26 protein-coding genes are annotated in these 26,591 nt (G+C 44.3%); 7 read left to right on the plus strand and 19 right to left on the minus strand.

What is annotated here, in order from left to right:
• Positions 1 to 10: 10 nt before the first annotated feature.
• From atpD to dnaA, 19 genes are all read right to left on the minus strand, one after another.
• A complete protein-coding gene (atpD, locus tag ICE88_RS04255; RefSeq protein ID WP_089514964.1) occupies positions 11 to 1,414 on the minus strand; it encodes a F0F1 ATP synthase subunit beta in 1,404 nt (467 codons plus the stop codon).
• A 41-nt stretch (positions 1,415 to 1,455) separates the two neighbouring features.
• Complete coding sequence (gene atpG, locus ICE88_RS04260) at positions 1,456 to 2,331, minus strand: F0F1 ATP synthase subunit gamma (protein WP_215290562.1); 876 nt, start codon at positions 2,329 to 2,331, stop codon at positions 1,456 to 1,458.
• Between the two features lie 18 nt (positions 2,332 to 2,349).
• Positions 2,350 to 3,891 carry a F0F1 ATP synthase subunit alpha gene (atpA, locus tag ICE88_RS04265; protein ID WP_215290561.1) on the minus strand — a complete coding sequence of 514 codons (1,542 nt, stop codon included), beginning with the start codon at positions 3,889 to 3,891 and terminating at the stop codon, positions 2,350 to 2,352.
• A 26-nt stretch (positions 3,892 to 3,917) separates the two neighbouring features.
• On the minus strand, positions 3,918 to 4,454 hold the full coding sequence (locus ICE88_RS04270; protein ID WP_216249750.1) for a F0F1 ATP synthase subunit delta: 537 nt from the start codon (positions 4,452 to 4,454) through the stop codon (positions 3,918 to 3,920).
• A 1-nt stretch (position 4,455) separates the two neighbouring features.
• Positions 4,456 to 4,926: a F0F1 ATP synthase subunit B gene (locus ICE88_RS04275; RefSeq protein ID WP_215290559.1), complete on the minus strand. Its 471-nt coding sequence runs from the start codon at positions 4,924 to 4,926 to the stop codon at positions 4,456 to 4,458.
• A gap of 72 nt (positions 4,927 to 4,998) precedes the next feature.
• Positions 4,999 to 5,265, minus strand: coding sequence for a F0F1 ATP synthase subunit C (gene atpE, locus ICE88_RS04280; protein WP_215290558.1), 267 nt, complete (start codon positions 5,263 to 5,265; stop codon positions 4,999 to 5,001).
• Positions 5,266 to 5,301: 36 nt separating this feature from the next.
• Positions 5,302 to 6,165 (minus strand): F0F1 ATP synthase subunit A, encoded by an 864-nt coding sequence (gene atpB / locus ICE88_RS04285; protein ID WP_215290557.1) that lies wholly within the window; start codon positions 6,163 to 6,165, stop codon positions 5,302 to 5,304.
• A 34-nt stretch (positions 6,166 to 6,199) separates the two neighbouring features.
• Positions 6,200 to 6,772 (minus strand): ATP synthase subunit I, encoded by a 573-nt coding sequence (locus tag ICE88_RS04290; RefSeq protein WP_216249753.1) that lies wholly within the window; start codon positions 6,770 to 6,772, stop codon positions 6,200 to 6,202.
• Between the two features lie 18 nt (positions 6,773 to 6,790).
• Positions 6,791 to 7,660 carry a ParB/RepB/Spo0J family partition protein gene (locus ICE88_RS04295; protein WP_216249756.1) on the minus strand — a complete coding sequence of 290 codons (870 nt, stop codon included), beginning with the start codon at positions 7,658 to 7,660 and terminating at the stop codon, positions 6,791 to 6,793.
• A gap of 16 nt (positions 7,661 to 7,676) precedes the next feature.
• Complete coding sequence (locus ICE88_RS04300; RefSeq protein WP_216249759.1) at positions 7,677 to 8,447, minus strand: ParA family protein; 771 nt, start codon at positions 8,445 to 8,447, stop codon at positions 7,677 to 7,679.
• A gap of 16 nt (positions 8,448 to 8,463) precedes the next feature.
• Positions 8,464 to 9,159 carry a 16S rRNA (guanine(527)-N(7))-methyltransferase RsmG gene (gene rsmG, locus ICE88_RS04305; protein WP_216249762.1) on the minus strand — a complete coding sequence of 232 codons (696 nt, stop codon included), beginning with the start codon at positions 9,157 to 9,159 and terminating at the stop codon, positions 8,464 to 8,466.
• Positions 9,159 to 11,078: a tRNA uridine-5-carboxymethylaminomethyl(34) synthesis enzyme MnmG gene (gene mnmG, locus ICE88_RS04310; RefSeq protein WP_216249763.1), complete on the minus strand. Its 1,920-nt coding sequence runs from the start codon at positions 11,076 to 11,078 to the stop codon at positions 9,159 to 9,161. The genes rsmG and mnmG overlap by 1 nt, the downstream gene beginning before the upstream one ends.
• Before the next feature lie 110 nt (positions 11,079 to 11,188).
• The gene (locus ICE88_RS04315) at positions 11,189 to 11,983 is read right to left on the minus strand and encodes a TSUP family transporter (protein ID WP_216249766.1); all 795 of its coding nucleotides are present in this window, start codon (positions 11,981 to 11,983) and stop codon (positions 11,189 to 11,191) included.
• A complete protein-coding gene (locus tag ICE88_RS04320; RefSeq protein WP_216249770.1) occupies positions 11,983 to 13,596 on the minus strand; it encodes a GMC family oxidoreductase in 1,614 nt (537 codons plus the stop codon). Before ICE88_RS04320 ends, ICE88_RS04315 begins: the two co-directional genes overlap by 1 nt.
• A gap of 2 nt (positions 13,597 to 13,598) precedes the next feature.
• The gene (locus tag ICE88_RS04325; protein ID WP_216249774.1) at positions 13,599 to 13,814 is read right to left on the minus strand and encodes a DUF3717 domain-containing protein; all 216 of its coding nucleotides are present in this window, start codon (positions 13,812 to 13,814) and stop codon (positions 13,599 to 13,601) included.
• A 5-nt stretch (positions 13,815 to 13,819) separates the two neighbouring features.
• Positions 13,820 to 14,296, minus strand: a complete 477-nt coding sequence (locus tag ICE88_RS04330) for an SET domain-containing protein (RefSeq protein ID WP_216249778.1) — start codon at positions 14,294 to 14,296, stop codon at positions 13,820 to 13,822.
• Positions 14,289 to 16,784, minus strand: a complete 2,496-nt coding sequence (gene gyrB, locus ICE88_RS04335; RefSeq protein ID WP_216249780.1) for a DNA topoisomerase (ATP-hydrolyzing) subunit B — start codon at positions 16,782 to 16,784, stop codon at positions 14,289 to 14,291. Before gyrB ends, ICE88_RS04330 begins: the two co-directional genes overlap by 8 nt.
• A gap of 25 nt (positions 16,785 to 16,809) precedes the next feature.
• Positions 16,810 to 17,925, minus strand: a complete 1,116-nt coding sequence (gene dnaN, locus ICE88_RS04340) for a DNA polymerase III subunit beta (RefSeq protein ID WP_216249784.1) — start codon at positions 17,923 to 17,925, stop codon at positions 16,810 to 16,812.
• Between the two features lie 278 nt (positions 17,926 to 18,203).
• Complete coding sequence (gene dnaA / locus ICE88_RS04345; RefSeq protein WP_370624449.1) at positions 18,204 to 19,625, minus strand: chromosomal replication initiator protein DnaA; 1,422 nt, start codon at positions 19,623 to 19,625, stop codon at positions 18,204 to 18,206.
• Positions 19,626 to 19,852: 227 nt separating this feature from the next.
• On the opposite strand from dnaA, the gene rpmH reads away from it, so the two are divergent.
• The 7 genes from rpmH (at position 19,853) to ICE88_RS04380 (ending at position 26,539) form a co-directional block, all read left to right on the plus strand.
• On the plus strand, positions 19,853 to 19,987 hold the full coding sequence (gene rpmH / locus ICE88_RS04350; RefSeq protein WP_088812781.1) for a 50S ribosomal protein L34: 135 nt from the start codon (positions 19,853 to 19,855) through the stop codon (positions 19,985 to 19,987).
• Positions 19,947 to 20,363 (plus strand): ribonuclease P protein component, encoded by a 417-nt coding sequence (locus tag ICE88_RS04355; protein WP_370624428.1) that lies wholly within the window; start codon positions 19,947 to 19,949, stop codon positions 20,361 to 20,363. The genes rpmH and ICE88_RS04355 overlap by 41 nt, the downstream gene beginning before the upstream one ends.
• Positions 20,360 to 20,590, plus strand: a complete 231-nt coding sequence (gene yidD, locus ICE88_RS04360) for a membrane protein insertion efficiency factor YidD (protein ID WP_216249794.1) — start codon at positions 20,360 to 20,362, stop codon at positions 20,588 to 20,590. The genes ICE88_RS04355 and yidD overlap by 4 nt, the downstream gene beginning before the upstream one ends.
• A gap of 49 nt (positions 20,591 to 20,639) precedes the next feature.
• Entirely contained in the window at positions 20,640 to 22,322 is a 1,683-nt protein-coding gene (gene yidC / locus ICE88_RS04365) for a membrane protein insertase YidC (protein ID WP_216249797.1), read from the plus strand.
• A gap of 2 nt (positions 22,323 to 22,324) precedes the next feature.
• Positions 22,325 to 23,698, plus strand: coding sequence for a tRNA uridine-5-carboxymethylaminomethyl(34) synthesis GTPase MnmE (mnmE, locus tag ICE88_RS04370; protein ID WP_216249801.1), 1,374 nt, complete (start codon positions 22,325 to 22,327; stop codon positions 23,696 to 23,698).
• 9 nt (positions 23,699 to 23,707) lie between these two features.
• Positions 23,708 to 24,583, plus strand: a complete 876-nt coding sequence (locus ICE88_RS04375; protein ID WP_216249804.1) for a patatin-like phospholipase family protein — start codon at positions 23,708 to 23,710, stop codon at positions 24,581 to 24,583.
• Between the two features lie 87 nt (positions 24,584 to 24,670).
• On the plus strand, positions 24,671 to 26,539 hold the full coding sequence (locus ICE88_RS04380; protein ID WP_216249807.1) for a phosphoenolpyruvate carboxykinase (GTP): 1,869 nt from the start codon (positions 24,671 to 24,673) through the stop codon (positions 26,537 to 26,539).
• Positions 26,540 to 26,591 lie beyond the last annotated feature (52 nt).

Below are 26,591 nucleotides of genomic sequence, written 5' to 3' on the forward strand. Positions count from 1 at the left end.
ATTCCTTGGTTTACTGCAACTTCTTAGCTTTTTCGATAGCTTCGTCGATGCCGCCAACCATATAGAATGCCTGCTCTGGCAAATGGTCAAGCTCACCGTCAACAATCATCTTGAAGCCGCGGATAGTTTCTTTAAGTGGAACATATTTACCAGGTGAACCTGTAAATACTTCCGCTACGTGGAATGGCTGTGACAAGAAACGCTGAATCTTACGCGCACGTGCAACAGCTTGCTTGTCTTCTGGTGACAATTCATCCATACCCAAAATAGCAATAATGTCGCGCAATTCTTTATAGCGCTGCAATGTTGTTTGTACACCGCGAGCAACTGCATAGTGCTCTTCGCCAACAACTTGAGGGTCCAACTGACGGCTTGTTGAGTCAAGTGGGTCAACCGCTGGGTAGATACCCAAAGCAGCGATGTCACGTGACAACACAACTGTAGAGTCCAAGTGCAAGAATGTTGTAGCAGGTGATGGGTCTGTTAAGTCGTCGGCAGGAACGTAAACGGCCTGAATCGATGTAATAGAACCAGTCTTTGTTGAAGTAATACGCTCTTGTAAACGGCCCATTTCTTCAGCCAATGTTGGCTGGTAACCCACCGCTGATGGCATACGACCCAACAAAGCAGAAACTTCTGTACCGGCCAATGTGTAACGGTAGATGTTGTCAACGAAGAACAAAATGTCACGGCCTTCGTCACGGAAACGCTCAGCCATTGTCAAACCAGTCAAGGCAACACGCAAACGGTTTCCTGGTGGCTCGTTCATCTGACCAAACACCATCGCAACTTTATCAAGAACGTTAGAGTCTTTCATCTCGTGGTAGAAGTCGTTACCTTCACGAGTACGCTCACCAACACCTGCGAACACTGACAAACCTGAGTGTTGCTTAGCGATGTTGTTGATCAATTCCATCATGTTAACTGTCTTACCCACACCGGCACCACCGAACAAACCAACTTTACCGCCTTTAGCAAACGGGCAAACCAAGTCAATAACTTTGATGCCTGTTTCTAGTAGGTCAACTGATGGTGATAGCTCATCAAACTTTGGCGCCAATTGGTGAATCGCGCGACGCTCTTCTGTGCCGATTGGACCAGCTTGGTCGATTGGGCGACCCAACACGTCCATGATGCGGCCCAATGTTGCTGGACCTACAGGCACTGAAATTCCCTTGCCTGTATTTTTAACACCCATGCCGCGACGCAAGCCATCGCTTGAGCCCATCGCAATGGCACGAACAACGCCATCGCCTAATTGTTGTTGCACTTCAAAGGTCAAACCTTTTTCTGCAAAAGATGCCTCACTGCTCTCTTCCAAGATCAATGCGTCATAAATTTTTGGCATTTTGTCACGAGGGAACTGAATGTCCACCACCGCGCCAATACACTGAACGATATTTCCGTTGCTCATCGTAGTTCTCCGATCACTAATTTTTTACAATACTTTGGTTATCAAACCGCCGCAGCGCCGCCGACAATCTCGGACAACTCTTTGGTAATGGCTGCTTGACGTGTTTTGTTGTAAACCAACTGCAATTCACCAATCACGTTTTTCGCGTTATCAGAAGCAGCTTTCATAGCAACCATACGAGCTGATTGCTCAGATGCCATATTTTCTGCAACTGCTTGGTAAATCAACGCTTCAACGTAACGTTTCAACAATTCATCCACAACTGATTGTGGGTCTGGTTCGTACAAATAGTCCCAACCATACTCACGAGCTTCTTCAGTCGTTTGTGTTAATTTTTCACTTGAAAGAGGCAATAGTTTTTCAACTACTGGCTCTTGCTTCATTGTGTTGATGAATTTTGTGTATGCCAAATAAACAGCATCTACTTCACCATTTTCATACGCATCCAATTGAACCTTGATTGCGCCAATGAGTTTTTCCAAGTGCGGTGTGTCACCCATTTGAGTTACATGAGAAACAACCTTTGCCTTGATCCTATTTAAGAACTGGAAGCCCTTCATGCCAATTGGAGTGCATGACAATGAAACACCTTTAGAGTCCAACTCTTTCATGGTGTTTGTCAAAGCTCTTAATACGTTGGTATTCATGCCACCGCAAAGACCTTTGTCTGTTGTCACAACAATCACGCCAGCATTTTTAACTTCACGCTCAACCAAATAAGCAGGGCGGTATTCTGGATTGGCCTTGCCCAAGTTCGCAGCAATATTTCTTACTTTTTCTGAGTAAGGACGTGCATTGCGCATGCGCTCTTGAGCACGCCGCATCTTAGATGCGGCGACCATTTCCATCGCCTTGGTGATCTTGCGCGTATTTTGTACGCTCTTGATCTTTGTCCGTATCTCTTTAGTTCCGGCCATATCGGCTCTCCTTACTTCTTAGAAAGAAGCCGAACGTTTAAAGTCCTCGATCGCAGCGCGCAATGCAGCTTCGTCTTCCTTCGAGAGATCCTTGGTGTCTTCAATGCGGCCAATCAAATCAGCAAACTTGCTCTTTAGATGATCATGCAAACCTTTTTCGAAGGCCAAAACATGTTTCACATCCAAGTCATCCAAGAAACCGTTGTTAGCTGCATACAATGAAGATGCCAACTGCCAAACTTGTTGTGGCTGATATTGTGGTTGCTTAAGCAATTCTGTAACACGACGACCGCGCTCCAACTGCTTACGTGTTGCTTCGTCCAAATCAGAAGCAAACTGAGCAAACGCTGCCAATTCACGGTACTGGGCTAAGTCTGTACGGATACCGCCAGATAATTTCTTAATAACTTTAGTCTGAGCTGCACCACCCACACGTGAAACTGAAATACCCGCGTTAATCGCTGGACGTACGCCCGCGTTAAACAAGTCTGTTTCCAAGAAGATTTGGCCGTCAGTAATAGAAATCACGTTGGTTGGAACGAAAGCAGAAACGTCGCCCGCTTGAGTTTCAATGATTGGCAATGAGGTCAATGAACCTGTCTTACCTTTAACTGCACCATTTGTGAATTTCTCAACATACACTTCGTTAACACGAGCAGCACGCTCAAGCAAACGTGAGTGCAAATAGAATACGTCGCCAGGATAAGCTTCACGACCTGGTGGACGACGCAACAATAGTGATACTTGACGATAAGCAACCGCTTGCTTAGTTAAGTCATCGTAAACAATCAATGCATCTTCACCGCGATCACGGAAATACTCACCCATTGTGCAACCAGCATATGCTGACAAGTACTGCATCGCTGCAGAGTCAGACGCTGTTGCAGCAACGATCACTGTGTACTCCATCGCGCCGTGCTCTTCTAGCTTACGCAATACGTTTGCAATCGTAGAAGCTTTTTGACCAATCGCCACGTATACGCAACGAATGCCCTTACCTTTTTGGTTGATGATGGCATCAACAGCAACAGCTGTTTTACCAGTTTGACGGTCGCCAATGATCAACTCACGCTGACCACGTCCGATAGGCACCATCGCATCAATTGACTTCAAACCTGTTTGAAGAGGTTGGCTAACTGACTGACGATCAATAACGCCAGGGGCAACCTTTTCAATAAAGTCTGTCATTTTTGCATTGATTGGACCCTTGCCATCGATAGGCTGACCCAAAGCATTAACAACACGACCCAATAATTCTGGACCTACTGGAACTTCAAGAATACGACCGGTACATTTAACTGGGTCGCCTTCACTGATGTGCTCATATTCACCCAAAATAACAGCACCTACTGAATCACGCTCTAAGTTAAGCGCAAGACCAAGCGTGTTGTTTGGGAATTCAAGCATTTCACCTTGCATCACGCCTGAGAGGCCATGAACACGGCAAATACCGTCTGTTACTGAAATTACGGTGCCTTGGTTACGGACTTCGGCGCCAACGCCTACACCGCTGATTCGGCTCTTGATCAGTTCACTGATCTCTGATGGGTTGAGTTGCATTTGCTTACTCCTGGGATCTTATTCGGTTATGCGCTAAGGGCGGTTTGCATCGATACCAAGCGGGCTTTCACTGAAGTGTCTAACACCTCATCGCCAACTTGTACGCACACTCCGCCAATCAATTCTGGGTCTACATTTACTGTAGGACGTAGCTCTCTTCCACCAAAGCGCTTCTTCAATGTTGATAACAAGGTATTTAGTTCTTCGCCTTGCAGCGGGAACGCGCTTGTGATCAAAACTTCTGCAGCACCTTCTTGAGCATTTTTTAACGCTGTAAATTGAGCAGCAATTTCTGGCATAGCCAACAAGCGATTGTTGTGTGTCAAAACTTCAACGAAGTTTTTCACAATATCCGCTGGCTTTGTTTTCATGCCGCCCAACAAAATTTGCAATAAATCAGCATCGGCCAACTTTGGATTATTAGCTACTGCCAGTAAATCTGGGTTGCTGGCAACTTGAGCTAACTCTTCTAATTGCTCAGCAATAGCAGATAACTCTGCTGGCTTTGCACTTCTAAAAAGAGCCTCAGCGTATGGGCGGGCAATAGTAGCTAAGTCTGCCATATTAAAGCTCTGCCTTTAGCTGATCTAATAAACCTGCATGTGCTTTTGCATCAACTTCACGACGCAAAATTTGCTCGGCACCTTTCACTGCTAATGCAGCTACTTCAGTGCGCAAGGCATCTCTTGCACGCGCTACTTGTTGTTCTGCTTCAGCTTTGGCTTGAGCAATGATGCGAGCAGCTTCTGCTTGAGCATTTGCTTTAATTTCTTCAGCCGATAATTGAGCACGCTTTTCAGCATCAGCAATACGCTGAGTGCCTTCATTGCGAGCTTCTGACAATGCTTGTTCAGCACGTTTTTTTGCAGACTCAAGATCAGCCTTACCGCGCTCAGCGGCAGCCAAACCATCAGCCACTTTTGTGGCTCGCTCGTCTAATGCCTTTACCAATGGTGGCCAAACAAATTTGGCTACAACCCACCACAAAATAAAGAAGACGACCATCTGCGCGAATAGCGTCGCGTTTAGGTTCACGTTTAGTTCCTTTCGGTCACAATGACAAATATCCACGGGCGCTCAAATTGCGCCCGTCAATAACTACGCCTATTACTTGATTACAGCAAGCAATGGGTTTGCGAACGCGAACAACATCGCAACACCAACACCGATCAAGAAAGCAGCGTCGATCAAACCAGCCAACAAGAACATCTTAGTTTGTAGTGGCTCCATCAATTCTGGTTGACGTGCACATGCTTCAATGTACTTACCACCCATCAATGCGATACCCAAACAAGCACCGATCGCGCCTAAGCCGATGATGATGCCGATACCGATAGCTGTTAAACCTTGAACGTGAGCTAGAAATTCTTGCATGTTGACTCCTAAATAAAAAAACAGTTAGTAAAAAAATTAGTGGTGGCTATGTGCTTGCCCGATGTAGACCAAGGTCAACATCATGAAAATGAAGGCCTGCAACAAAATCACCAAAATATGGAAAATCGCCCAAGCGGAACCTGCAATCACATGGCCCACAAAACCTAGGAACGATAAGTCGACACCAAAATGCCAGATGCCGCCTAACAGAGCGATTAGCAAAAAGACCAATTCGCCTGCATACATGTTGCCAAACAATCGCATACCCAATGAAACTGCTTTGGCAATAAATTCAATGATGTTCAATACCAAGTTAAATGGTGCCAAGTACCACTTTGCGCCAAACGGTGCTGAAAGTAGTTCGTGTAAAAAGCCGCCAGCACCTTTTGCTTTGAAGCTGTAGAAAATCATCAAAACTAAAACTGACATTGATAAGCCAAGTGTGCCGTTCAAATCTGTTGTTGGCACAAGCTTATGGTGAGGAACGTGGATGCTTCCAAAAATTCCTAAGAATCCGTTAACGCCATGAACCCAATCCACCGGAACCAAGTCAAGCGTATTGAGCAAAATAATCCAGCAGAAAACAAATAGTGCCAAAGGTGCAATGTAAGAGCGATCACCGTGAACGATGCTCTTTGATTGACTCTCAACCATCTCTACCAATAACTCAACCAATGCTTGAAAGCGGCCCGGAACACCAGCCGTTGCACGACGAGCTGCCATGAGCAAAAAGCCCACAACAATCAAACCCATCATCAAAGACCAAAAAACTGTGTCTAAGTTAACCACTGAGAAATCAACAATAGCCTCTTGCTTAGCATGCAATGTATTTAAATTTTGCAAATGCTCTGCAATGTATTCGGTAGGTGTTAAAGCCTTGCCGGTTGCTTCAGTTGCCATCGTTACTTTCCTCTGTTCTTGTCAAACCGCTTGTTCACTTAAAAAACCACGCCAATAGATAACATTTCAGCGCCAGTACATAAGTCAACAACAACGGTAACCAATCCAATTCTGGATAAAAAACTATTACCAAAATAAACATTGCAACAGTTGCAATGATTTTTATTAATTCCCCCGTTACAAGACCAACTACTGAAGATCCTGCAACATTCGATCCAACCGCCTTTGTAGCTAGTAGCTTTGCTCTCATTGCGAACAACCCCGCAGGGATGATTGCTATAAGACCACCAAGCAGTGAGGATATGGCGGAAGAGTCTAAGCCAAACGGCTTACCCTTTACTGACCAAGCCCAAGCAAAGCAGGAGAGCAACGTTACAAGCGCCTGAAGTACAAATAACCGCTTAACTGAAACTTTGCTTGGCTTGAGAGCCTCTGAACCCAAAATTACCTCTAGTTCAGCTCTTGTCAACGGTTTGGATAATTCCTCAGAATCACCTAACTCATTGTCCCAATTAGCATTTTTGTCAATTTCAGCTTTTTGCACAACTCCAGGTACAAAGCCACGAGATTTTACAGAATCTGAGGCCTTTGGGTCAATGCAATTCATAAAAAATTCACACTTACTTTAATCAATGCCCAGGCGCTTTAAAAACCCGTCCAATTCATCAAATTGGCTGAATTTAATGCTGATTTCACCGCCACGTCTTTTTTGCTTGATCTCAACCGCAAGGTTTAGCTGGTCGGATAACTTCTCTTGAAGCTGTCTTAAGTCCGGATCAGCCTTGATTTTGGCCTTTTTGGAGCCGCCAACTTGGGTTTTATTCAAAACCAATTTGGTTGCCATTTGCTCTGCTTCACGCACTGAGAGTTTTTGAATGATGATTTTTTGAGCAAGGCTTACCTGGGCCGCCGCCTCAAGGGGCAAAAGGGCGCGAGCATGGCCCATGTCTATTTCGCCTTTGGCAAGCATCAGCTGAACCGGCTTTGCCAACTGGATCAATCTCAATAGGTTTGAAACCGCGCTGCGTGACTTTCCAACAGCTTGAGCCGCCTTGTCATGCGTGTATCCAAATTCTTCGATGAGTCGCGCAAGGCCGTTGGCCTCTTCCAAGGCATTCAAATCTTCGCGCTGCATATTTTCAATCAAGGCCATGGCAGCCGTGGCTTGATCATTGGCCTGCTTAATTAAAACTGGAACCTCCTTGAGGCCCGCCATAGTGGCCGCACGAAAACGACGCTCACCAGCAATGATTTCATACTTCCCTGAAGCAACACTTCTAACTAGCAAAGGCTGCATGATGCCTTGTTCTTTAATGCTTTCAGACAGTTCCTGCAATGATGCATCCACCATATTTTTACGTGGCTGATACTTGCCGGCCTGTAACTGGCTGATCTGAAGCATTGCAACACCACCAGCATTGGCAGTGCTTTTATCGTTGGCGCCCAGTAGTGCTTCTAGGCCGCGCCCCAAACCTTTTTTCTTGATTGTTGTCATATTCTTTTCTTATCCATTACATTGTTTTTATGCGCTGAATCATCTCTGCGCCGAATTGCATATAGGCCTGCGCACCACGCGAGGCTTTATCAAATGTCACGCCTGGCATGCCATACGAAGGCGCTTCAGCCAAGCGAACATTCCTTGGAATGATGGTGTTGAAAACTTTGTCTCCAAAGTGCGCCATTAATTGATCTGAAACCTGTTGCTGCAAGGTTGTTCTCGGGTCAAACATGACGCGCAATAAACCAATGATGGTTAAATTTGGATTGAGATTCGCGTGCACTTGTTTGATGGTGTTAACTAAATCCGACAAGCCTTCCAAGGCGAAATATTCACATTGCATCGGCACAATCACGCCATTGGCTGCACACAGACCATTCAACGTTAACAGCGAAAGGGCAGGAGGGCAGTCAATCAAGATAAAGTCATATTCATTGAGCACTGGAGCTAGAGCATTTTTTAGTCTTTCCTCACGCTCATCGAACTCCACCAACTCAACTTCAGCGCCAGCAAGCTCTCGGTTTGCTGGAAGTACATCATATCCACCGGTTTCTGATTTAACTCTTGCAGTTAAAACATCAGACATGCCAATTAAGACGTGATAAACACTCTGCTGCAATCCCATCTTATCGATGCCAGAACCCATGCTGGCATTGCCTTGTGGGTCAAGGTCAACGACCAACACTCGTTGTTTTTGTGCTGCCAAGCTTGCTGCTAAATTGACAGTGGTAGTGGTCTTGCCAACGCCACCTTTTTGGTTTGCCACGCAAAATATTTTTGCCATATATGTCTTCTTTTAATTAAGCCTTGAATTCTCTCACGCGTGCCAACTCGTAGAGCCGTCTTTCGGCATCAAGCCCCGGAACGTTGAACAAATAGTCTTTTTCAATCTTCCAAGTATCTGGAATGGTTTTTAGATCATCCTCTAGGGCTCGCGCTTTCATGGCCCACAACAAGCCACCCGTTTTAAGCATTGGCTCAGACAAGGTTATAAACTTGCCAAAATCTGAAAAAGCCCTTGAAATACAACAACTTACAGAGTCTGCTAGGCCTGGGGCAGTGTCTTCAATTCTTGCGCCATGCACTTTAACGTTATCTAAATGTAACTTGGTCACGATGTGCTGTAAAAAGACCGCCTTTTTCTGCACAGCCTCCATCAAATGAAGCTGCCATGAAGGTCGGCAAATGGCCAAAGGAATGCCGGGTAGGCCGCCGCCAGACCCAAGATCCGCTAGAGTAAAAACGCCATCGGCTTTTGGTAATTTCTCAACGTAACTATCCAAGTAGGGAAGGACCGCCAAGGAATCAAGTAGGTGCAAGGTAACCGACTGATTTAAATCATGAATTGATGACAAATTATGGGTTTTGTTCCAACGCTGAAACTCAATTAAATAATCTAATAAACGCTGAATGGTCTCTGCAGAAAGGTCTAAATTGAGACCTCTCACACCATCACTTAATTGAGCAAGCAGGGCTTGTTGTGTGTCTTTTTCCATCAATCAGCACTGGGGCGTCGACCCAAACCCTTTTTTAAATGGATCAACAATAAAGAAATGGCTGCTGGCGTCACACCAGATACTCTTGATGCCTGCCCCAAGGTGCTTGGTTTATGAAGACTGAGCTTCTGCTGAACCTCCATTGACAAGCCCAAAACCTTTGAATAGTTGATATCTGGCGGCAGGGTCATTTCTTCATGGTAGGCATGGCGAGCAATTTCTGCTGCCTGTCTATCAATATAGCCCTGGTATTTAATGGCAATTTCAACCTGTTCAGCAATTTGATCTCTTAAAACAACGTCTTGATCAAGCGGTTCTGCCGACCACCGGCCATCAAATGAGGTTGTGAGGTTTTCGTAAGTGATTCCTGGTCGCTTCAATAACTCAGCCAAACTGTATTCATGAGCAATGACCTGACCAAGCAAAAACTCTGATTCTGCTGCATTAATAAGCTTTGGACTCACCCAGGTTGACTTAAGTCGCTGTGTTTCACGTGAAACAGCCTCCTGCTTTTTACAGAAGAACTCCCAGCGGTAATCATCCACCAGCCCTAGTTCACGGCCTTGCTCTGTCAATCTGACATCAGCATTGTCTTCCCTTAGGCTTAAACGATACTCGGCGCGACTTGTGAACATCCGATAGGGCTCTTGAACACCCTTGGTAATCAAATCGTCCACCAACACACCCAAATAGGCCTGATCACGCTTTGGATACCAGGCATCCTTGCCTTTGGCGCTCAATCCAGCATTGATGCCGGCTAACAAGCCCTGCGCAGCAGCCTCTTCGTAACCAGTTGTACCATTGATTTGGCCAGCGAAGAACAAGCCCTTGATGGCTTTGGTTTCCAAGCTTGGCTTTAGGCCTCTTGGGTCATAGTAGTCATATTCAATGGCATAGCCCGGGCGGACAATCATGGCATTCTCAAGACCTCGAATACTTCTCACCAAACTCCACTGAACATCAAAGGGAAGGCTCGTTGAAATGCCGTTTGGATAAAACTCATGGGTTGTTAGGCCCTCGGGCTCCAAAAATATTTGATGGCTGTCCTTGCCAGCAAACCGATGTATCTTGTCTTCTATAGAAGGGCAGTACCTTGGGCCAACACCCTCAATCACCCCTGTATACATTGGTGAACGATCAAGTCCTCCACGAATGATCTCATGGGTTTTCTCATTGGTATGGCTGATCCAGCAGGGAAGCTGCTTAGGGTGGAACTCTGGTCGCCCCAAATAAGAAAAGACTGGCAAAGGATCTAAGTCGCCAGGCTGCTCTTGCATCACTGAGAAGTTAATGGTGCGCCCATCAATTCTTGGGGGCGTACCTGTTTTTAAACGCCCCTGCGGAAGCTTCAGTTCTTTTAATCTGCTGGACAGTCTTATCGCGGCCGGATCTCCAGCGCGACCACCGGAGTGGTTATCTAGACCAACGTGTATTTTTCCATCCAGAAAGGTTCCAGCAGTTAAAACCACCTGGGAAGCATAAAAGCTCAAGCCCAATTGTGTGGTTGCGCCACATACCTGATCGTCACGAACGATCAGGTCATCAACCGCCGCCTGGAAAATAGTGAGGTTTTCTTGGTTTTCTAATTTGCTGCGCATGGCAGTCTTATAAAGAGCGCGATCTGCCTGAGCCCTTGTTGCCCGAACCGCAGGGCCCTTACTGGAATTTAGAATCCTGAACTGAATTCCAGCCAAATCAGTGACTTCGGCCATTGCTCCACCAAGAGCATCGATTTCTTTAACCAGGTGGCCCTTACCAATCCCGCCAATTGAAGGGTTGCAGCTCATGGCCCCCAAGGTTTCTATGCTATGAGTCAAAAGAAGGGTGCGGCAACCCATTCTGGCTGAAGCCAAAGCGGCTTCTGAGCCAGCATGCCCCCCGCCAATAACTATCACATCATATTTAATTGAAAAGTCCATAGAAAACCTTGCTTAGGGCGGCGATGATATCACCCCCGCCATTTTGACTCAATTGTTTTAGGCTAATTATGAGTGTTTCACGTGAAACTTTTTGAGCGCGCAACAAGCGCCTATGCGATTACCCCGAAATAACGCAAAGCATCAAACACCGTCTTTAGAATCAATGCAGCAACAGCACCAACAAACACCTTTCTAATAAATGTGTTTCCATGGCGCAAAGCGTAATGTGATCCAAAGATGCTGCCAGCAATGTTCATGGCCATCATGGCAAAACCAATTTGCCAAGCAATATGGCCAAATGAGGCAAACAATAGAATGGCAGCAAAATTAGTAGTTACATTGACCAACTTAGTTGCGGCCGACGCGTGTAAAAAGTCAAAGCCAAATATTCGAATAAAGCCAATCAACAAAAAGCTACCAGTGCCCGGTCCAAAGAATCCATCGTAAAAACCAATGGTTCCTCCAAGTAGGGCAGCATGAACAATTTTCTTTCTTCCATCAACGACTGGTGCGTGGGCCATACCCATGGACGGCTGTTTGATGGTGTAAACCAATAGAGCAATCAAAATAATTGGTAACAACACTCTAAATACATCAGCTGACATACTTTTAACCACTGCTGCACCAGAGAAGGAGCCGATGAAAGCAGCAATAATAGCTGGTATTACAATAAAATACGGTAATTTAACAACATTTAGATATCTTTTAGCAGCAATTAGCGTCCCACCAATCGAGCCAAGCTTATTGGTTCCCAGCAATGTTGCGGGGTTGGCATTGGGATATATTGCAAATAAAGCAGGGACTTGAATCAATCCGCCACCGCCTGCAACAGAATCAACAAAGCCTGCGCCAAATGCAGCAACAAATAAAAGCAGGGTTGTCCAATGGAAAAGGTCGAATTCCATTATTCGTTGTCAGCCAAAATCTTGTCAGCTATTTTTTGAGCAATCATCATGGTTGGGGCTGCGGTATTGCCGGAGGTAATCGTTGGCATAACGCTTGCATCCACGACTCGCAACCCACTCAAGCCAAATACTTTCAATTCAGAATCAACAACCGCCATAGGATCATCAGGCTTACCCATTTTGCATGTGCCAACCGGATGGAAGATCGTTGTGGCAATTTCGCCGATTTGTTTTAACAGCTCTTCATCTGTATTGAAAGAAGGGCCCGGCCGAAACTCTTTGACATCAAAACCATCAAATGCTTTTTGCTGCATGATGTTTCTGGTGAAGCGAAGAGCGTCAAGAGCAACCCGTCTATCTTCACTAGAAGACAAATAATTAGGATTAATAGCAGGTGGCTCAGTCAACTCTTTAGTGGTTATATGAACGCTTCCTCTCGAGCTTGGGCGTAAATTACAAACACTTGCTGTGAATGCATTGAAAGAGTGAAGTGGATCACCAAACTTATCCAGAGAAAGTGGCTGAACGTGATACTGAATGTTTGGTCGGTCGTGCTCCGCAGATGAGTGCGCAAAAGCTCCCAGCTGAGAGGGCGCCATCGACATGGGGCCGCTTCTGGTTAAAACATATTGAAGACCAATTAATAATTTGCCCCACCAGCGAGAAGCCAACATGTTCAATGTTTTTAAGCCACTTACTTTGTAAACTAACCTGATCTGTAGATGGTCCTGAAGATTTTCTCCGACACCAGGCAAATGTTTCACAACTGGGATATTCAAAGACTGCAATCTTTTTTCGTCACCCACGCCTGAGCGCTCAAGAATTTGTACGGAACCAATTGAGCCCGCCGACAGAAGAACTTCTTTTTCTGCTATCGCAATTTGCTGCTGTCCATCATATGAAAAAGCAATGCCCTCGCAACGTGAACCATTGATCACCAAACGATCGATGTTCGCGCCCGTTAAAACAGTTAAATTCTTGCGATCTCTTATGGGTTTGATGAAAGCTTGGGATGCATTCAGGCGCCAGCCATTTTTTTGAGAAACATCAAAATAGGAAGACCCGAAATTATTGCCGCAATTAAAGTCATTGATTGGAGGAACGCCGGCTTGCTCCGCCGCGCCCCGAAAAATATCTAACACTTTCCATTTCAGACGCTGGCGATCTACGCGCCACTCACCACCAACGCCGTGAAACTCTGAAGCGCCCGAGTGATAGTCTTCCATCTTTTTAAAGTAAGGCAAAACATTGCGCCACGACCATGATGAATCGCCAGTTTCGCGAGCCCACTGATCGTAATCTTCAGCCTGACCACGCATGTAAATCATTCCGTTGATTGATGACGAGCCGCCCAATACTTTTCCGCGAGGATAGATGAGACTACGATCATTAAGCCCTGGCTGGGGTTTGGTTTTAAACATCCAATCAGTTTTAGGATTGTTGATGCAATACAAATAACCAACTGGGATGTGAATCCAAAGATAGTCGTCCTTGCTACCAGCATCAATCAGCAACACGTTATAGCGTGGATCTGATGAAAGTCTATTTGCCAATACGCAACCGGCACTTCCGGCACCAACAACGATGTAATCAAATGTGGCGTGGTTGCTCATCATTAACCTTTGCGAGAGAGGTATTCTTTCCAAGCCGCTTGCGCGGAATCGCTTAATCCGTCCAAAGGAACCCTTTGGGACGATTGAATGATCATCATTGCATAGGGTTTTGCAAGGGCTGCAGCCTGAGGGCAAAGCTGCAAAGCTTCGCCGCGGGAAGGGGATTGCTCACGCCAAAAATTAATGGCCGCTTCTAGCTCTTGAATGCTGATAAACATATGGCTTATTTAATTTTTGCCAACATGGTTTTGCGACACTTTTTTTGTCCGCAACGGCATTCGTATTCTTTTTTTAACTTTTTGGTTTGCTTGCCCTCAACCACCAAGCCGTAGTCGTAGAAAAGTTCATCGCCAGCAGCAATGTCTTTTTTGGCATACAAGAATACCCGGGTTGTTTTTCCAAAGTCTTCTTCTAGGGCTTCACAGTTTGGGTTACAAGAGTGATTTGCCCACATTGATTCATTGCCACCAAATTTAGCGTCAATAGTTGAACCGTCTTCGAGGCCAAAATAAAACGTGTGATTCGGTTGAGATAAATCGTGTGGATGGCGCTTAACCGCTTCTTTCCAGCTGATTCTTTCGCCCGTGTATTCAATGATCTTGGTGCCCTTTGGAATATCGCGTTTAGCGAAAACACCATTACCGTGAACACCAGACTCCCGAACCACAATCAATTTGTTACCCGCCATCTTTTTAGACATCAATGTTTCTTGCAATCAGCGCATTAGACTCAATGAATGCGCGGCGTGGCTCAACTTCATCACCCATCAATGTTGTGAATACTTGATCAGCAGCAATAGCGTCTTCAATTTGAACCCTCAACAAGGTTCTTGTGTTGGTGTCCATCGTTGTTTCCCAAAGTTGACCTGGGTTCATTTCACCAAGACCCTTGTAGCGTTGACGGCTAACGCCTCGTTCAGCCTCTGAAAGTAACCACTCCATGGCTTCGCGGAAATCTTTAACGCTGGCTTCCTTAATTGTTTTATCTGGATCGCCACGCTTAACTGTTGCGCCCGTACCCAAAACGTTTGTAAGGGCTGCGGATGCTTTTGCCAAAGACTCATAATCAGCGCCGTGCACAAAATCAGAGTCAATTAAAGATAGCTTTGTGTTGCCGTGTACTTTTCTTGAAAGCAACAAGCGATAGCGCTCAGTACGCTCATCTTTTTGCACAATGATCTGTGGCTTAGCGATGCGCTCGTGAGAGTTTGCAAAATAGTTATTAAGGCCCTCTGCAGACTTGTTGGCTTCCGCCTCTGTATCTAGATTTAAACGTACGCCATTGGCGATAGCTCTTAAAGCGCCTTCATCCATGGTTCTTGATAGACGATCAACAATGCTTTGAATGGTTTGATAGTCAGACGACAGCTTAACCAAACGATCGTTATCAATTGAAGAGCCATCCGCCAATGAAACGCTAGCGCCCTGAAGTGCCAAGTTAAGCAAATAAGCATTCAATGCAACATCATCTTTGATGTACTGCTCATTTTTACCTTGCTTGACCTTATACAGCGGCGGCTGTGCAATATAAATGTGACCGCGTTCAATCAACTCTGGCATTTGACGATAGAAGAAAGTTAACAACAAGGTTCTGATGTGGCTTCCGTCAACGTCCGCGTCGGTCATGATGATGATGCGGTGATAGCGCAATTTATCAGCGTTATATTCTTCTTTACCAATACCGGTGCCTAGGGCTGTGATCAAAGTAACAACCTCTTGGCTGCTTAACATTTTGTCAAAGCGCGCTTTTTCAACGTTAAGGATTTTTCCTTTAAGCGGCAAAATGGCTTGGAATTTTCTATCACGACCCTGCTTCGCAGAACCTCCCGCAGAGTCGCCCTCGACGATGAATAGTTCAGAGTTGGCTGGATCCTTTTCTTGGCAATCAGCCAGCTTACCTGGAAGACCCAGGCCATCCAACAAACCCTTGCGTCGAGTCATGTCTCGCGCTTTACGAGCAGCCTCTCTGGCTCTAGCCGCTTCAATGATTTTTGCGCAAATGATTTTTGCGTCTTGTGGGTTTTCTTGTAAATAATCAGTCAACAAGGAGCTGACGATTTCTTCAACCGGGCCACGCACCTCACTTGATACCAATTTATCTTTTGTTTGGCTAGAAAACTTTGGCTCTGGCACCTTGACCGAAAGAACGCAAGTTAAACCTTCACGCATGTCATCGCCAGTAACTTCTACTTTTGCCTTTTTCGCTAGCTCTTCTTCATCAATGTATTTGTTGATGACGCGAGTCATTGCAGCACGCAAACCAGTTAAGTGTGTACCGCCATCACGCTGAGGGATGTTATTCGTGAAGCAAAGAACCTGTTCGTTAAAACCATCATTCCATTGCATGGCCACTTCGGCCGTGATTGTTCCGCCTAAATCAGATGGTCTTTCGCCTTCTGCATAGAAAATATTGCTGTGTAAAACTGTTTTACTCTTGTTGATGTACTCAACGAAACCTTTTACTCCACCTGAAAAGGCAAAGTTTTCTTCCTTGCCAGTTCTCTGGTCAATCAAACGAATGTGAACGCCGTTATTTAAGAATGAGAGTTCTCTGATTCGCTTAGAAAGAATTTCATAGTGGTATTCAACATTACCGAAAATTTCTACGTCGGCCAAAAAATGAACTTCTGTACCGCGCTTGTCTGTTTCACCAATGACTTTGATTGGAGAAGTCATGCTGCCTGCGTCCTCAACCAATTCACGGTTTTGAGCAACGCCTCTTGCAAACTCCATGAAATGAACTTTGCCATCGCGCTTAACCGTCAAGCGTAACCACTTTGAGAGTGCGTTCACGCAACTCACACCTACGCCATGGAGACCGCCAGAAACTTTATAGCTGTTTTGGTCGAACTTACCGCCCGCATGCAATTCAGTCATCACGATTTCAGCAGCGCTTCTCTTTGGATCGTGCTTATCGTCGTACTTAATGCCTGTTGGCACGCCGCGACCATTATCAATAATTGATATTGAATTATCAGTATGAATTGTTACTGTAATTTCTGAACAATGACCAGCCAACGCTTCGTCAATTGAGTTATCTAGAACTTCAAAAACTAAATGGTGTAAACCAGTTCCATCGGACGTATCGCCGATGTACATACCTGGTCTTTTTCTTACTGCCTCTAATCCTTCTAAAATTTGAATCGAGGATGCGCCATACTGCTCTGGTGTTTTTGCTTCAACAGTCATTGATTATTCTTTTCTAGTAACTCTATTAAATGCGCATTGGCATGACAACGTATTTGAAACCTTCTTGTTCTGGAAGGGTGATCACTGCACTACTATTGGAGTCACCCAAACAAATTTGAATTGATTCATTTTTTAGGTTTGCTAAAACATCTAACAAATAAGACACGTTGAAACCAATATCAATCTTGTCACCACTGTATTCAGTTTCAATATCTTCTTGAGCTTCTTCTTGTTCTGCGTTAGTTGATTGAATAGTTAAACAGTTATCAGAAAGAATACAGCGCACACCCTTAAATTTATCGGTTGTTAAGATCGCTGCTCTTTGTAATGATGCTTGTAGTGCATCACGGCTGACCACCAACTTGTTATTCTGACCTTTTGGAATCACTCTCTGGAAATCAGGGAATTTACCTTCAACAAGCTTTGACAAAAGTTCAACATCGCCGAAGTTAAATTTAACTTGATTGCTTGCTAGAGAAACAACCACTGGATCTTCTGAGTCTTCCAATAAATGTTGTAGCTCAAGAATTGTTTTACGTGGAATGATCACTTCTTGTTTTTGACCATTACCAGATGGTGCTTTATCAAGATCAACGTGACTGTAGGCCAAGCGATGACCATCGGTCGCTACAGCAATGATTCTTTGTCCTTCTAAAACAAACAACATACCATTCAAGTAATAACGAATGTCTTGTTGTGCCATTGCAAAGTGCACTTGGCTAATCAATTGCTTCAATGATTTTTGAGACATTTCCCAACTGGCTGAAAAATCTGGTGATTCAGACATGATTGGAAATTCGTTGGCTGCCAATGTTTGAAGAGTGAAACGGCTCTTGCCACTTTGAACAACCATCTTGCTGTCTTTCAAAGACAAGGTCATTGCACCCTCTGGCAACGCACGCAAAATATCTACTAATTTTCTTGCACCAACAGTTGTACTGAGGTTGTCTGAACCAACACCAAAGTCTGCATGGGTTGTGATTTGAATTTCAATATCTGTAGAAATCAAAGAAACAGATGATCCATTTTTCTTGAATAACAAATTAGCTAAGATCGGAAGCGTGTGACGACGCTCAACAATGCCACTCACTAGTTGAAGTGGTTTTAGTAATTTGTCTCTTGTTGTACTGACCAGTTCCATGGTTCTTATTCCTGTATTTATTTATATGTATATATATTTATAGTAGTAGTTAATAAAGCAACAAAATTCTGTGGATAACTAAAAATTCATTTATTAATCAGTATTTTACCTTCAATAAATACCTGTGGATATGTTTTGTATAAGCTTTGAATAAGATTTAATAACTTTTCTGTTTTGTCATGTTTGTTGTACTTATCCACAATTCATCAACAATCCATTCACACACTTATAAACATACTTATACAGCAATTATCCACAAGGATTTCCACAAGCAAAAATCAATTTTTTAGAGACTGTTCTAACACATGTAATTCATGGTTTAGTTGATTGTCTCTAGACCTTTCATCGGTGATTTTTCTAACTGCATGCAACACCGTGGTGTGATCCCGGCCACCAAACAACTCGCCAATTTCAGGAAGGCTTTTTTGAGTCAATTCCTTAGCAATATACATGGCAATTTGTCTTGGTCTAGCAATATTAGCAGGTCGCTTTTTTGAGTACATATCCGCGACTTTGATGTTGTAAAAATCAGCGACCGTTTTTTGAATATTTTCAACAGAAATCTGTCTGTTTTGTACGGAAAGAAGGTCTTTCAGGGCCTCTCTAGCAACCTCTATCGTGATTTCTTTTCCATGGAAACGCACATAGGCCAGGATTTTTCTTAAAGCACCCTCGAGCTCGCGAACGTTAGAACGTAGATGCTTGGCAACAAAAAAGGCAACATCTTCGGTCAGCGGCAAGCCTTCTGCCAATGCCTTTTTCATCAAGATGGCAACCCGCATTTCAAGTTCAGGTGGCTCAATAGCGACCGTTAAACCTGAATCGAATCTTGAAATCAAGCGATCATCAATACCCGAAATTTCTTTCGGATATGTATCGCTGGTCATGATTACCTGAGATTTATTGGCTGTTAGAGCCTCAAATGCATAAAAGAATTCTTCTTGAGAGCGAGGCTTTCCAGCAAAAAACTGTATATCGTCAATCAACAACAAATCCAAAGAGTGGTAGTACTGTTTGAATTTATCAAAAGACTTTTGTTGATAGGCCTTGACCACATCAGATACATATTGTTCAGCATGAATGTATCTGATTTTTGCCTTCGGTTTTTCTTGTAACAAATGATTGCCGATAGCATGAATCAAATGAGTCTTACCAAGACCTACGCCACCGTAAAGGTACATTGGGTTATAAGATGAACCGGGGTTATTGGCCACTTGTATTGCGGCCGCACGAGCAAGCTGGTTGGCTTTACCAGTAACAAAACTATCAAAAGTAAGACCGGGGTTTAGGCGCGACCGGCCATCAATACCAATGCTTGGAAGTTCGTTAACTTCATCTACGCCCTCACCTGTGCCTGGAAAGCTAGCCGAGAGATTGGTCTGACCAAGATCTTCACTAATAAATTCAGATTGCTGCTCTTCTGTATTAAGAAGCTTCACTTTAGGATCAAGCACCCAATCAAGCGCAATTGGGGCCCCAAAATGTGTTTGAGCAAGCTCTATAAATCTTTGATTAAATTGGTTTTTTGCCCAATCTAACTTAAATCTATTGGGCGCCGCCAGGGAAAGAGTTAAGTTTTCTTGGTCAAAAGAAAGAGGAAAAAGAGGCTTGATCCATGTTTTAAACTGTTGTGGGGAAAGCTCTTTAGAAAAAGAATCTGCTACAAACGCCCAAAATGTCTCAAGGTTTGAATTTGCTATTAACGCGGAATTTGTCAGGGTATTTGTATTCACGAGGCAATTGTAGATGCTGTTAAAAGTTATCCACAAAGGATAAGTCGGTGGATAAGCTGTGGATAACATGTTGATAACATAAAAAAATTAGCAAAAACAACAAGATAAATGCCAAAATAAAAAAATACACCGTAAATAGCTATTGACGGTGTAAAGGAAAAAAGCGAGAATCTAAGGTTCGCTAGGAAATAATTATGAAACGTACATATCAACCATCAGTAACCCGTCGTAAACGTACCCACGGTTTTCGTGTTCGCATGAAAACAAAAGGTGGTCGCCATGTTTTGAATGCGCGCCGTGCCAAGGGTCGTAAACGCCTCGCTGTTTAAGCAACAGCAAGAAAAAGATAGAAAAGCGAGCAATCAAGTGGCTCGCTCTTTTTCTCTTTCCGACGCCAATTTGATTAGATCAATATTGGCTCAAAAACCAAGCAACACCAAACATCTCGCCATACACACCCTTGCTGGTGAGCCTGGCATCGCATTGACCGTTCCCAAAAAATTAGCCAAAAGAGCGATTGATCGAAATCGAATCAAGCGTTTGATGAGAGAGTCGTATCGTCAGAACCTTCTTAACTTAGATGGCCAGCTGGTGGTTTTAAGGTTGCGAAAAAAAATTGGCGAATCTAGTCGAGGCAAGCTAAGAGAGCGAGAAAGACGTCAAATTAAAGAACAACTGTTTAATCAGGTGGGCGCGAGCAAATGATTGCTAGCTTGTTAAAAGGCTTGATTAGGCTTTATCAGTTATTACTAAGCCCTTTTTGGGGGGCGCAATGTCGTTTTCACCCAACTTGCTCTTGTTATGCCATGGAGGCTTTGGAAAAACATGGCGCGATCAAGGGTTCGGGGTTGGCAATCTACAGAATAATGAGATGTAATCCATGGGCCAATGGTGGTCTTGACCCAGTACCAGAAAAGAACACAAAGAAGTAACAATCTAACACTACAATTCCTGCTTACGCTATTTAATACAGAAAAAATAATGGACATCAGAAAAACCTTACTTTGGGCAATTTTTACAATATCGGCCATTTTGTTGTTCGATGCATGGCAGATGCACAATGGCCAAAACTCATTCTTTTCTAAGCCTAAAGTTGAAGCTCAACAACCTGCTGCTAAAGATGCACCAGCTACAACAAGCGCACCAAAGGCTGATTTGCCTAAAGCTGTAGCAACAACATCAGCTACCCCAAATGCACCAACATTGTTTGCACCAAATAAAACTGGTGAAATCATTACGTTAAAAAATGATGTCATTAGCTTGGAAATTGATACGCTCGGTGGCGTTATCAGCAAAGCGCAATTAACAAAACATTTCGAAGAAGATAAATCTGGCGTTTTAATTTTTGAGCGTAGCAGTGCGCGTCAATATTTCGCGAGATCTGGTTTGGTTTCAGCGTCTGGTGTTGAGTTGCCAAATCACACGCAGCTTTTTTCAGTCAGTAAAAACTCTGCAGGCAACTCAGTTACTTTGGTTGCTGAAAAGAATGGCGTTCGTCTAGAAAAGGTTCTCACGCTTGAAAATGGTTCTTATGTTGTTGATGCAAAGCACACCATCAAAAACTTGAGCAACCCATCAGCAGATGTGACTTTGTACGCAGAATTGGTTCGCGATAACAGCAAGCTAGAAGAGAGCATGTTTTATGCGACGTTCACTGGCCCAGCGCTTTATACCGATGCAGAAAAATTCCAAAAAATAGAATTTACTGACATTGAAAAAAACAAAGCAAAAATACCAGGTTCTCAGCAGAAAGACAGTCCAACTTGGGTTGCCATGGTGCAACATTATTTTGCTTCTGCATGGATTCCATCTAATAACTTCCAAAAAGATTTGTATGTAGGAAAGTTAGATGGCAACCAATACAGAATTGGCGTTAAATCAAAGCTAGAAATATTGGGTGTTGGCCAAGAGAAAACAGAAACACTTAAATTATTTGTTGGTCCTCAAGAAGAGCACGTATTAGAAAAAATTGCTCCGGGCCTAGAGTTGGTTAAAGACTATGGATGGTTCACTATTTTGGCGAAACCAATTTTCTGGTTGCTTGAAAAGATTCATGCCTTAGTGAATAACTGGGGATGGTCAATCATTCTTTTGACAATGTTGATCAAGCTTGTTTTCTTCCCACTATCTGCAGCGAGCTATAAATCAATGGCTCGCATGAAGCTTGTTCAGCCAAAAGTTTTAGAACTGAAAGAGCGTCATAAGGGTGAGCCACAGAAGCTTAATCAGGCCATGATGGAAATGTACCGCAAAGAGAAAATCAATCCTTTGGGTGGTTGCTTCCCGGTATTGATTCAGATTCCCGTTTTTATTGCCTTGTATTGGGTGTTGTTGTCTTCAGTAGAGATGAGGGGCGCCCCTTGGTTGGGCTGGATCCAGGACTTGTCAAAACCAGATACATTGTTTGGTGTTTGGTTCGGCGCGCCTATTGGTTTGTTGCCAATCCTAATGGCTGTTTCAATGTTCATTCAGACAAAACTCAATCCAACGCCACCAGATCCAATACAAGCAAAACTCATGATGTTCATGCCAATTGCTTTCTCAGTGATGTTCTTCTTCTTCCCATCAGGCTTGGTTTTGTATTGGGTCGTGAACAACATCTTGTCAATCGCACAACAGTGGCAAATTAATAAAATTTACGGCGGGGCTAAAAAACCTGCTTAAGTATGATTCATGAGCGCGAACCAATCATTGCTTTAGCCACGGCTAATGGTCGCGCCAGTGTTGGAATAATTCGTTTATCGGGAACAGGGGTCTTGCAGATTAGCAAGGCCCTTTGTCTTAAAGAGCTAGCATCAAGACATGCAACCTTGGTTCAATTCAATGATGCCGCAGGTGATTTGATTGACGAAGGCTTGGCGATTGCTTTTCCTGCGCCACATTCTTATACCGGTGAAGATGTTTTAGAGCTGCAGTGTCATGGCAGCACGCCTGCACTAAATCTACTGCTCGATCATTGTCTTCAGCTTGGAAAAAGTATGGGCTTGCGCTTAGCTCGCCCCGGTGAGTTCACTGAAAGAGCTTTTCTGAATGGAAAAATGGACCTGGCTCAGGCCGAGGCTGTGGCGGATTTGATTGATGCCAGCAGTACTTTGGCTGCTAAGGGTGCCGCAAAATCTCTCAAAGGTGATTTTTCTAAAAAAATTGATGTGTTCTTAAATGCGTTAATTGAAATCAGGGCCTTGACTGAGGCAACCTTAGATTTTCCGGAAGAAGAAATTGATTTCATTGAGCAGCATGATGTCTTTAATCGATTAGAGAAAATTCTTGCAAACATTCAAGACGTAAAAAACGCTGCTCAGCAAGGCTCGATTATTCGCGATGGTTTAACAGTGGTTTTGGTTGGTCAGCCAAACGTTGGTAAAAGTTCTTTGATGAATGCTCTTGCGGGCGAGGATATTGCCATCGTGACGGACGTGGCTGGCACGACGCGCGACCGACTCAAAGAAACGATTCAGCTAGATGGCGTTCCGCTTCACATCATTGATACCGCTGGCTTGAGAGAGACTCAAGATAGTGTTGAGCAAATTGGTATTGAAAGAACATGGCAAGCGATTGAGCAGGCCGACTTGGTTTTGCACTTAATGGATCTCACCCAGGGGTCTCAAATATCAACAGAAGACCAAGATTTAATTAAGCGAATCAAACTCAAGACATCTAAGAACGTTCCGATAAAAATAGTGTGGAACAAGCTTGATCAATCATCAAAACAAACAATTGATCTTCAAGATCAATTGTTTGTGTCTGCTAAAACTGGTCAGGGCCTAGAACAATTAAAGAGTGAATTATTAAAAGTTGCTGGATGGCAGCCCGAGTCAGAGGGCGGCATCCTGGCTAGAAAAAGACACGTTGAAGCACTTTTAAATGCAGAACAACACATTAAGAATGCTTTGGTTTTATTAAAGGCACAAACATCATCCATAGAGTTGGCTGCTGAGGAAATGCGGCTTGCTCAAGATGAGCTTTCGACCATCACAGGTCAATTTTTGCCAGATGATTTGTTGGGAAAAATTTTCAGCACCTTTTGCATTGGTAAGTAAGTCGTGGCCATGCAATTCGATCAAGTTGTTTTGGCGGGCGGCGGCAATCGTTGTTGGTGGCAGGCCGGATTTTGGAATGCTCTGAATGAGGCCATTCCCCAGCGCCCCACAAAAATTGTTGCTGTGAGTGCTGGCGCTGCAACTGCTTGTTTGTTTTCAGCCAGGCCTGGCGATGAAGGTGCCCAATGGGGCCTTCATTACTACTCAAAAGCATTGGCTTCTGTTTCAAGCAATGTGGATTGGAAAAATCTTTTCTCAAGCGAGCCACTTTTCCCCCACTATCGCCTGTACAGAGCAGCCCTTGAAAATATTTTGGCTGATGGTTTTGAGCGAATTCAGGAGGGCCCAGAGATTTTGATTGGGCTGGCTAAGACTCCGAGTTATTTAAGCCCCAAACTTTCCGTCGCCATGGGTTTGTTGGCATACGAGCTTGAAAAGAAATTTCAGCGACCACTTCATCCTCAGTCCGGCAAGCGTCTTGGCTTTTCAAGGTTGTTTGTTTCATCCAAAGCATGCGCCGACATCGATGAACTCATAGAAACAATTTTGCAGTCATCGTGTACCCCGCCATTTACGCCAGTGATGTACCGAGATGGTCAGGCCATTTTGGATGGGGGCTTAATTGATAATGTGCCGATTGATGGGCTGACTCCTGCAATTCCTGGTGAAAAAAATCAGGAAGCCCTTGTTTTGTTAACTAGAAGATATGACCTTCCCAATCCATTTATTCAAGAGCTGCCAGGTTTAAGGCTGACATACATACAACCAAGCCAAAAAGTTCCAATTTCAAGCTGGGACTATTCAAGACACGATCTGATGCCACGGGCCTATGAGCTGGGAAAAAGGGATGCCCAGCAAGCTGTCACTAATGGCATTTTTGTCTAATTAGGGTCAGACTCAAGGGAGCCTTCCGGGGGTAAAACAGCCTACAAAGTGGTATCCTTATGCTATTCCAATTTAACTAACTTAACTATGAACCAACCAACGATGAAGGGCGTGGCCACCCTTAATGTGCCATCTTATGTTAAACATCAAAAGTTGATTGACTGGGTGGCTGAAGTGGCTGCTTTGACAATGCCAGACAATGTTTATTGGTGTGATGGTAGTGAAGAAGAATACGATCGTTTGTGCGCTCAAATGGTTGAAGCTGGAACACTAAAAAAGCTAAATCCAGCAAAAAGAAAAAATTCATATCTAGCCTGTTCAGACCCAAGCGATGTGGCCAGGGTTGAGGACAGAACTTATATTTGTTCTAAAAATAAAGAAGATGCGGGCCCAACCAATAACTGGATGGATCCAGCTGAAATGCGCACGACGCTACAGCCATTATTCACAGGTTGCATGAAAGGCAGAACGATGTATGTTGTGCCTTTTTCAATGGGGCCCCTAGGATCTCCAATCGCCCACATTGGTGTTGAGTTATCAGACAGCCCGTATGTTGCTATCAACATGCGCATCATGACTCGCATGGGCAAGGGTGTTTTTGATGTGTTGGGTTCCACAGGTGATTTCGTGCCTTGCGTTCACACAGTTGGCAAGCCACTACAGGCGGGTGAAAAAGATGTGGCTTGGCCATGCAGCAGCACCAAGTACATTGTTCATTATCCAGAAACTCGTGAAATTTGGTCTTTTGGTTCCGGTTACGGCGGCAATGCATTGTTAGGTAAGAAATGCTTTGCTTTGAGAATTGCTTCAACCATGGGTCGCGATCAAAACTGGTTGGCTGAACACATGTTGATTTTGGGTGTTACATCACCTGAAGGTAAAAAATACCACGTGGCTGCAGCATTCCCATCAGCTTGTGGCAAAACTAACTTTGCCATGTTGATTCCACCACAAGGTTATCAAGGTTGGAAAGTCACCACCATCGGTGACGACATTGCTTGGATCAAGCCACGTAAGGATCCTGTCACAGGAAAAACCCGCTTGTTTGCGATTAATCCAGAAGCAGGCTATTTCGGTGTTGCTCCAGGCACCAACACATTGACCAATGCTAATTGCATGGCTTCTTTGAATGAGAATGTCATCTTTACAAACGTGGCACTAACAGATGATGGCGATGTTTGGTGGGAAGGCATGACTGACAAAGCTCCAGATCACCTCATCGATTGGCAAGGCAAAGACTGGACTCCTGCAGATGGCGCAGCAGGAAGAAAAGCATCACATCCAAACGCTCGATTCACAGTTGCCGCAACTAATAATCCAGTGATTGATCCAGAGTGGAACAATCCTGATGGTGTTGCAATTGATGCATTCATTTTCGGTGGTCGTCGTTCAACAACGGTGCCATTGGTGACAGAGGCACGTAATTGGGTTGAAGGTGTTTACATGGCATCAACCATGGGCTCTGAAACAACTGCCGCTGCTGCTGGTCAGCAAGGTGTTGTTCGCCGCGACCCATTCGCGATGTTGCCTTTCGCTGGTTACAACATGAGCGACTATTTCCAACATTGGTTGAACATGGGTAAAAAGCTTGAAGCAGAAGGCGCAAAATTGCCAAGCATTTACTGTGTTAACTGGTTCCGTAAAAACGAAGCTGGAAAGTTTGTATGGCCAGGCTACGGTGAAAACATGCGCGTTCTAGCTTGGATGCTTGAGCGCATCGAAGGTAAAGCCAAAGGACAGGAAAATATTTTTGGCACGACACCTTCACACAAAGATATCAATTGGGCAGGTCTTGATTTCAGCGAAGACCAGTTCAATCAGGTAACTTCAATTGATAAAGCTGCATGGCAAGAAGAAATGAAGTTGCATGATCAGTTATTTGATCAGCTCTCATATCATTTGCCAAAAGAGTTGGTTGAAACAAAGCAGGCTCTAGAAAAGCGTTTAGCCAGCTAAACAATCAATAGAAACAAAAAGCCCCTTGTTTGAGTTTTCAAGCAAGGGGCTT

The sequence above is a fragment of the Polynucleobacter sp. AM-26B4 genome (assembly GCF_018882285.1).
Taxonomy (GTDB): domain Bacteria; phylum Pseudomonadota; class Gammaproteobacteria; order Burkholderiales; family Burkholderiaceae; genus Polynucleobacter.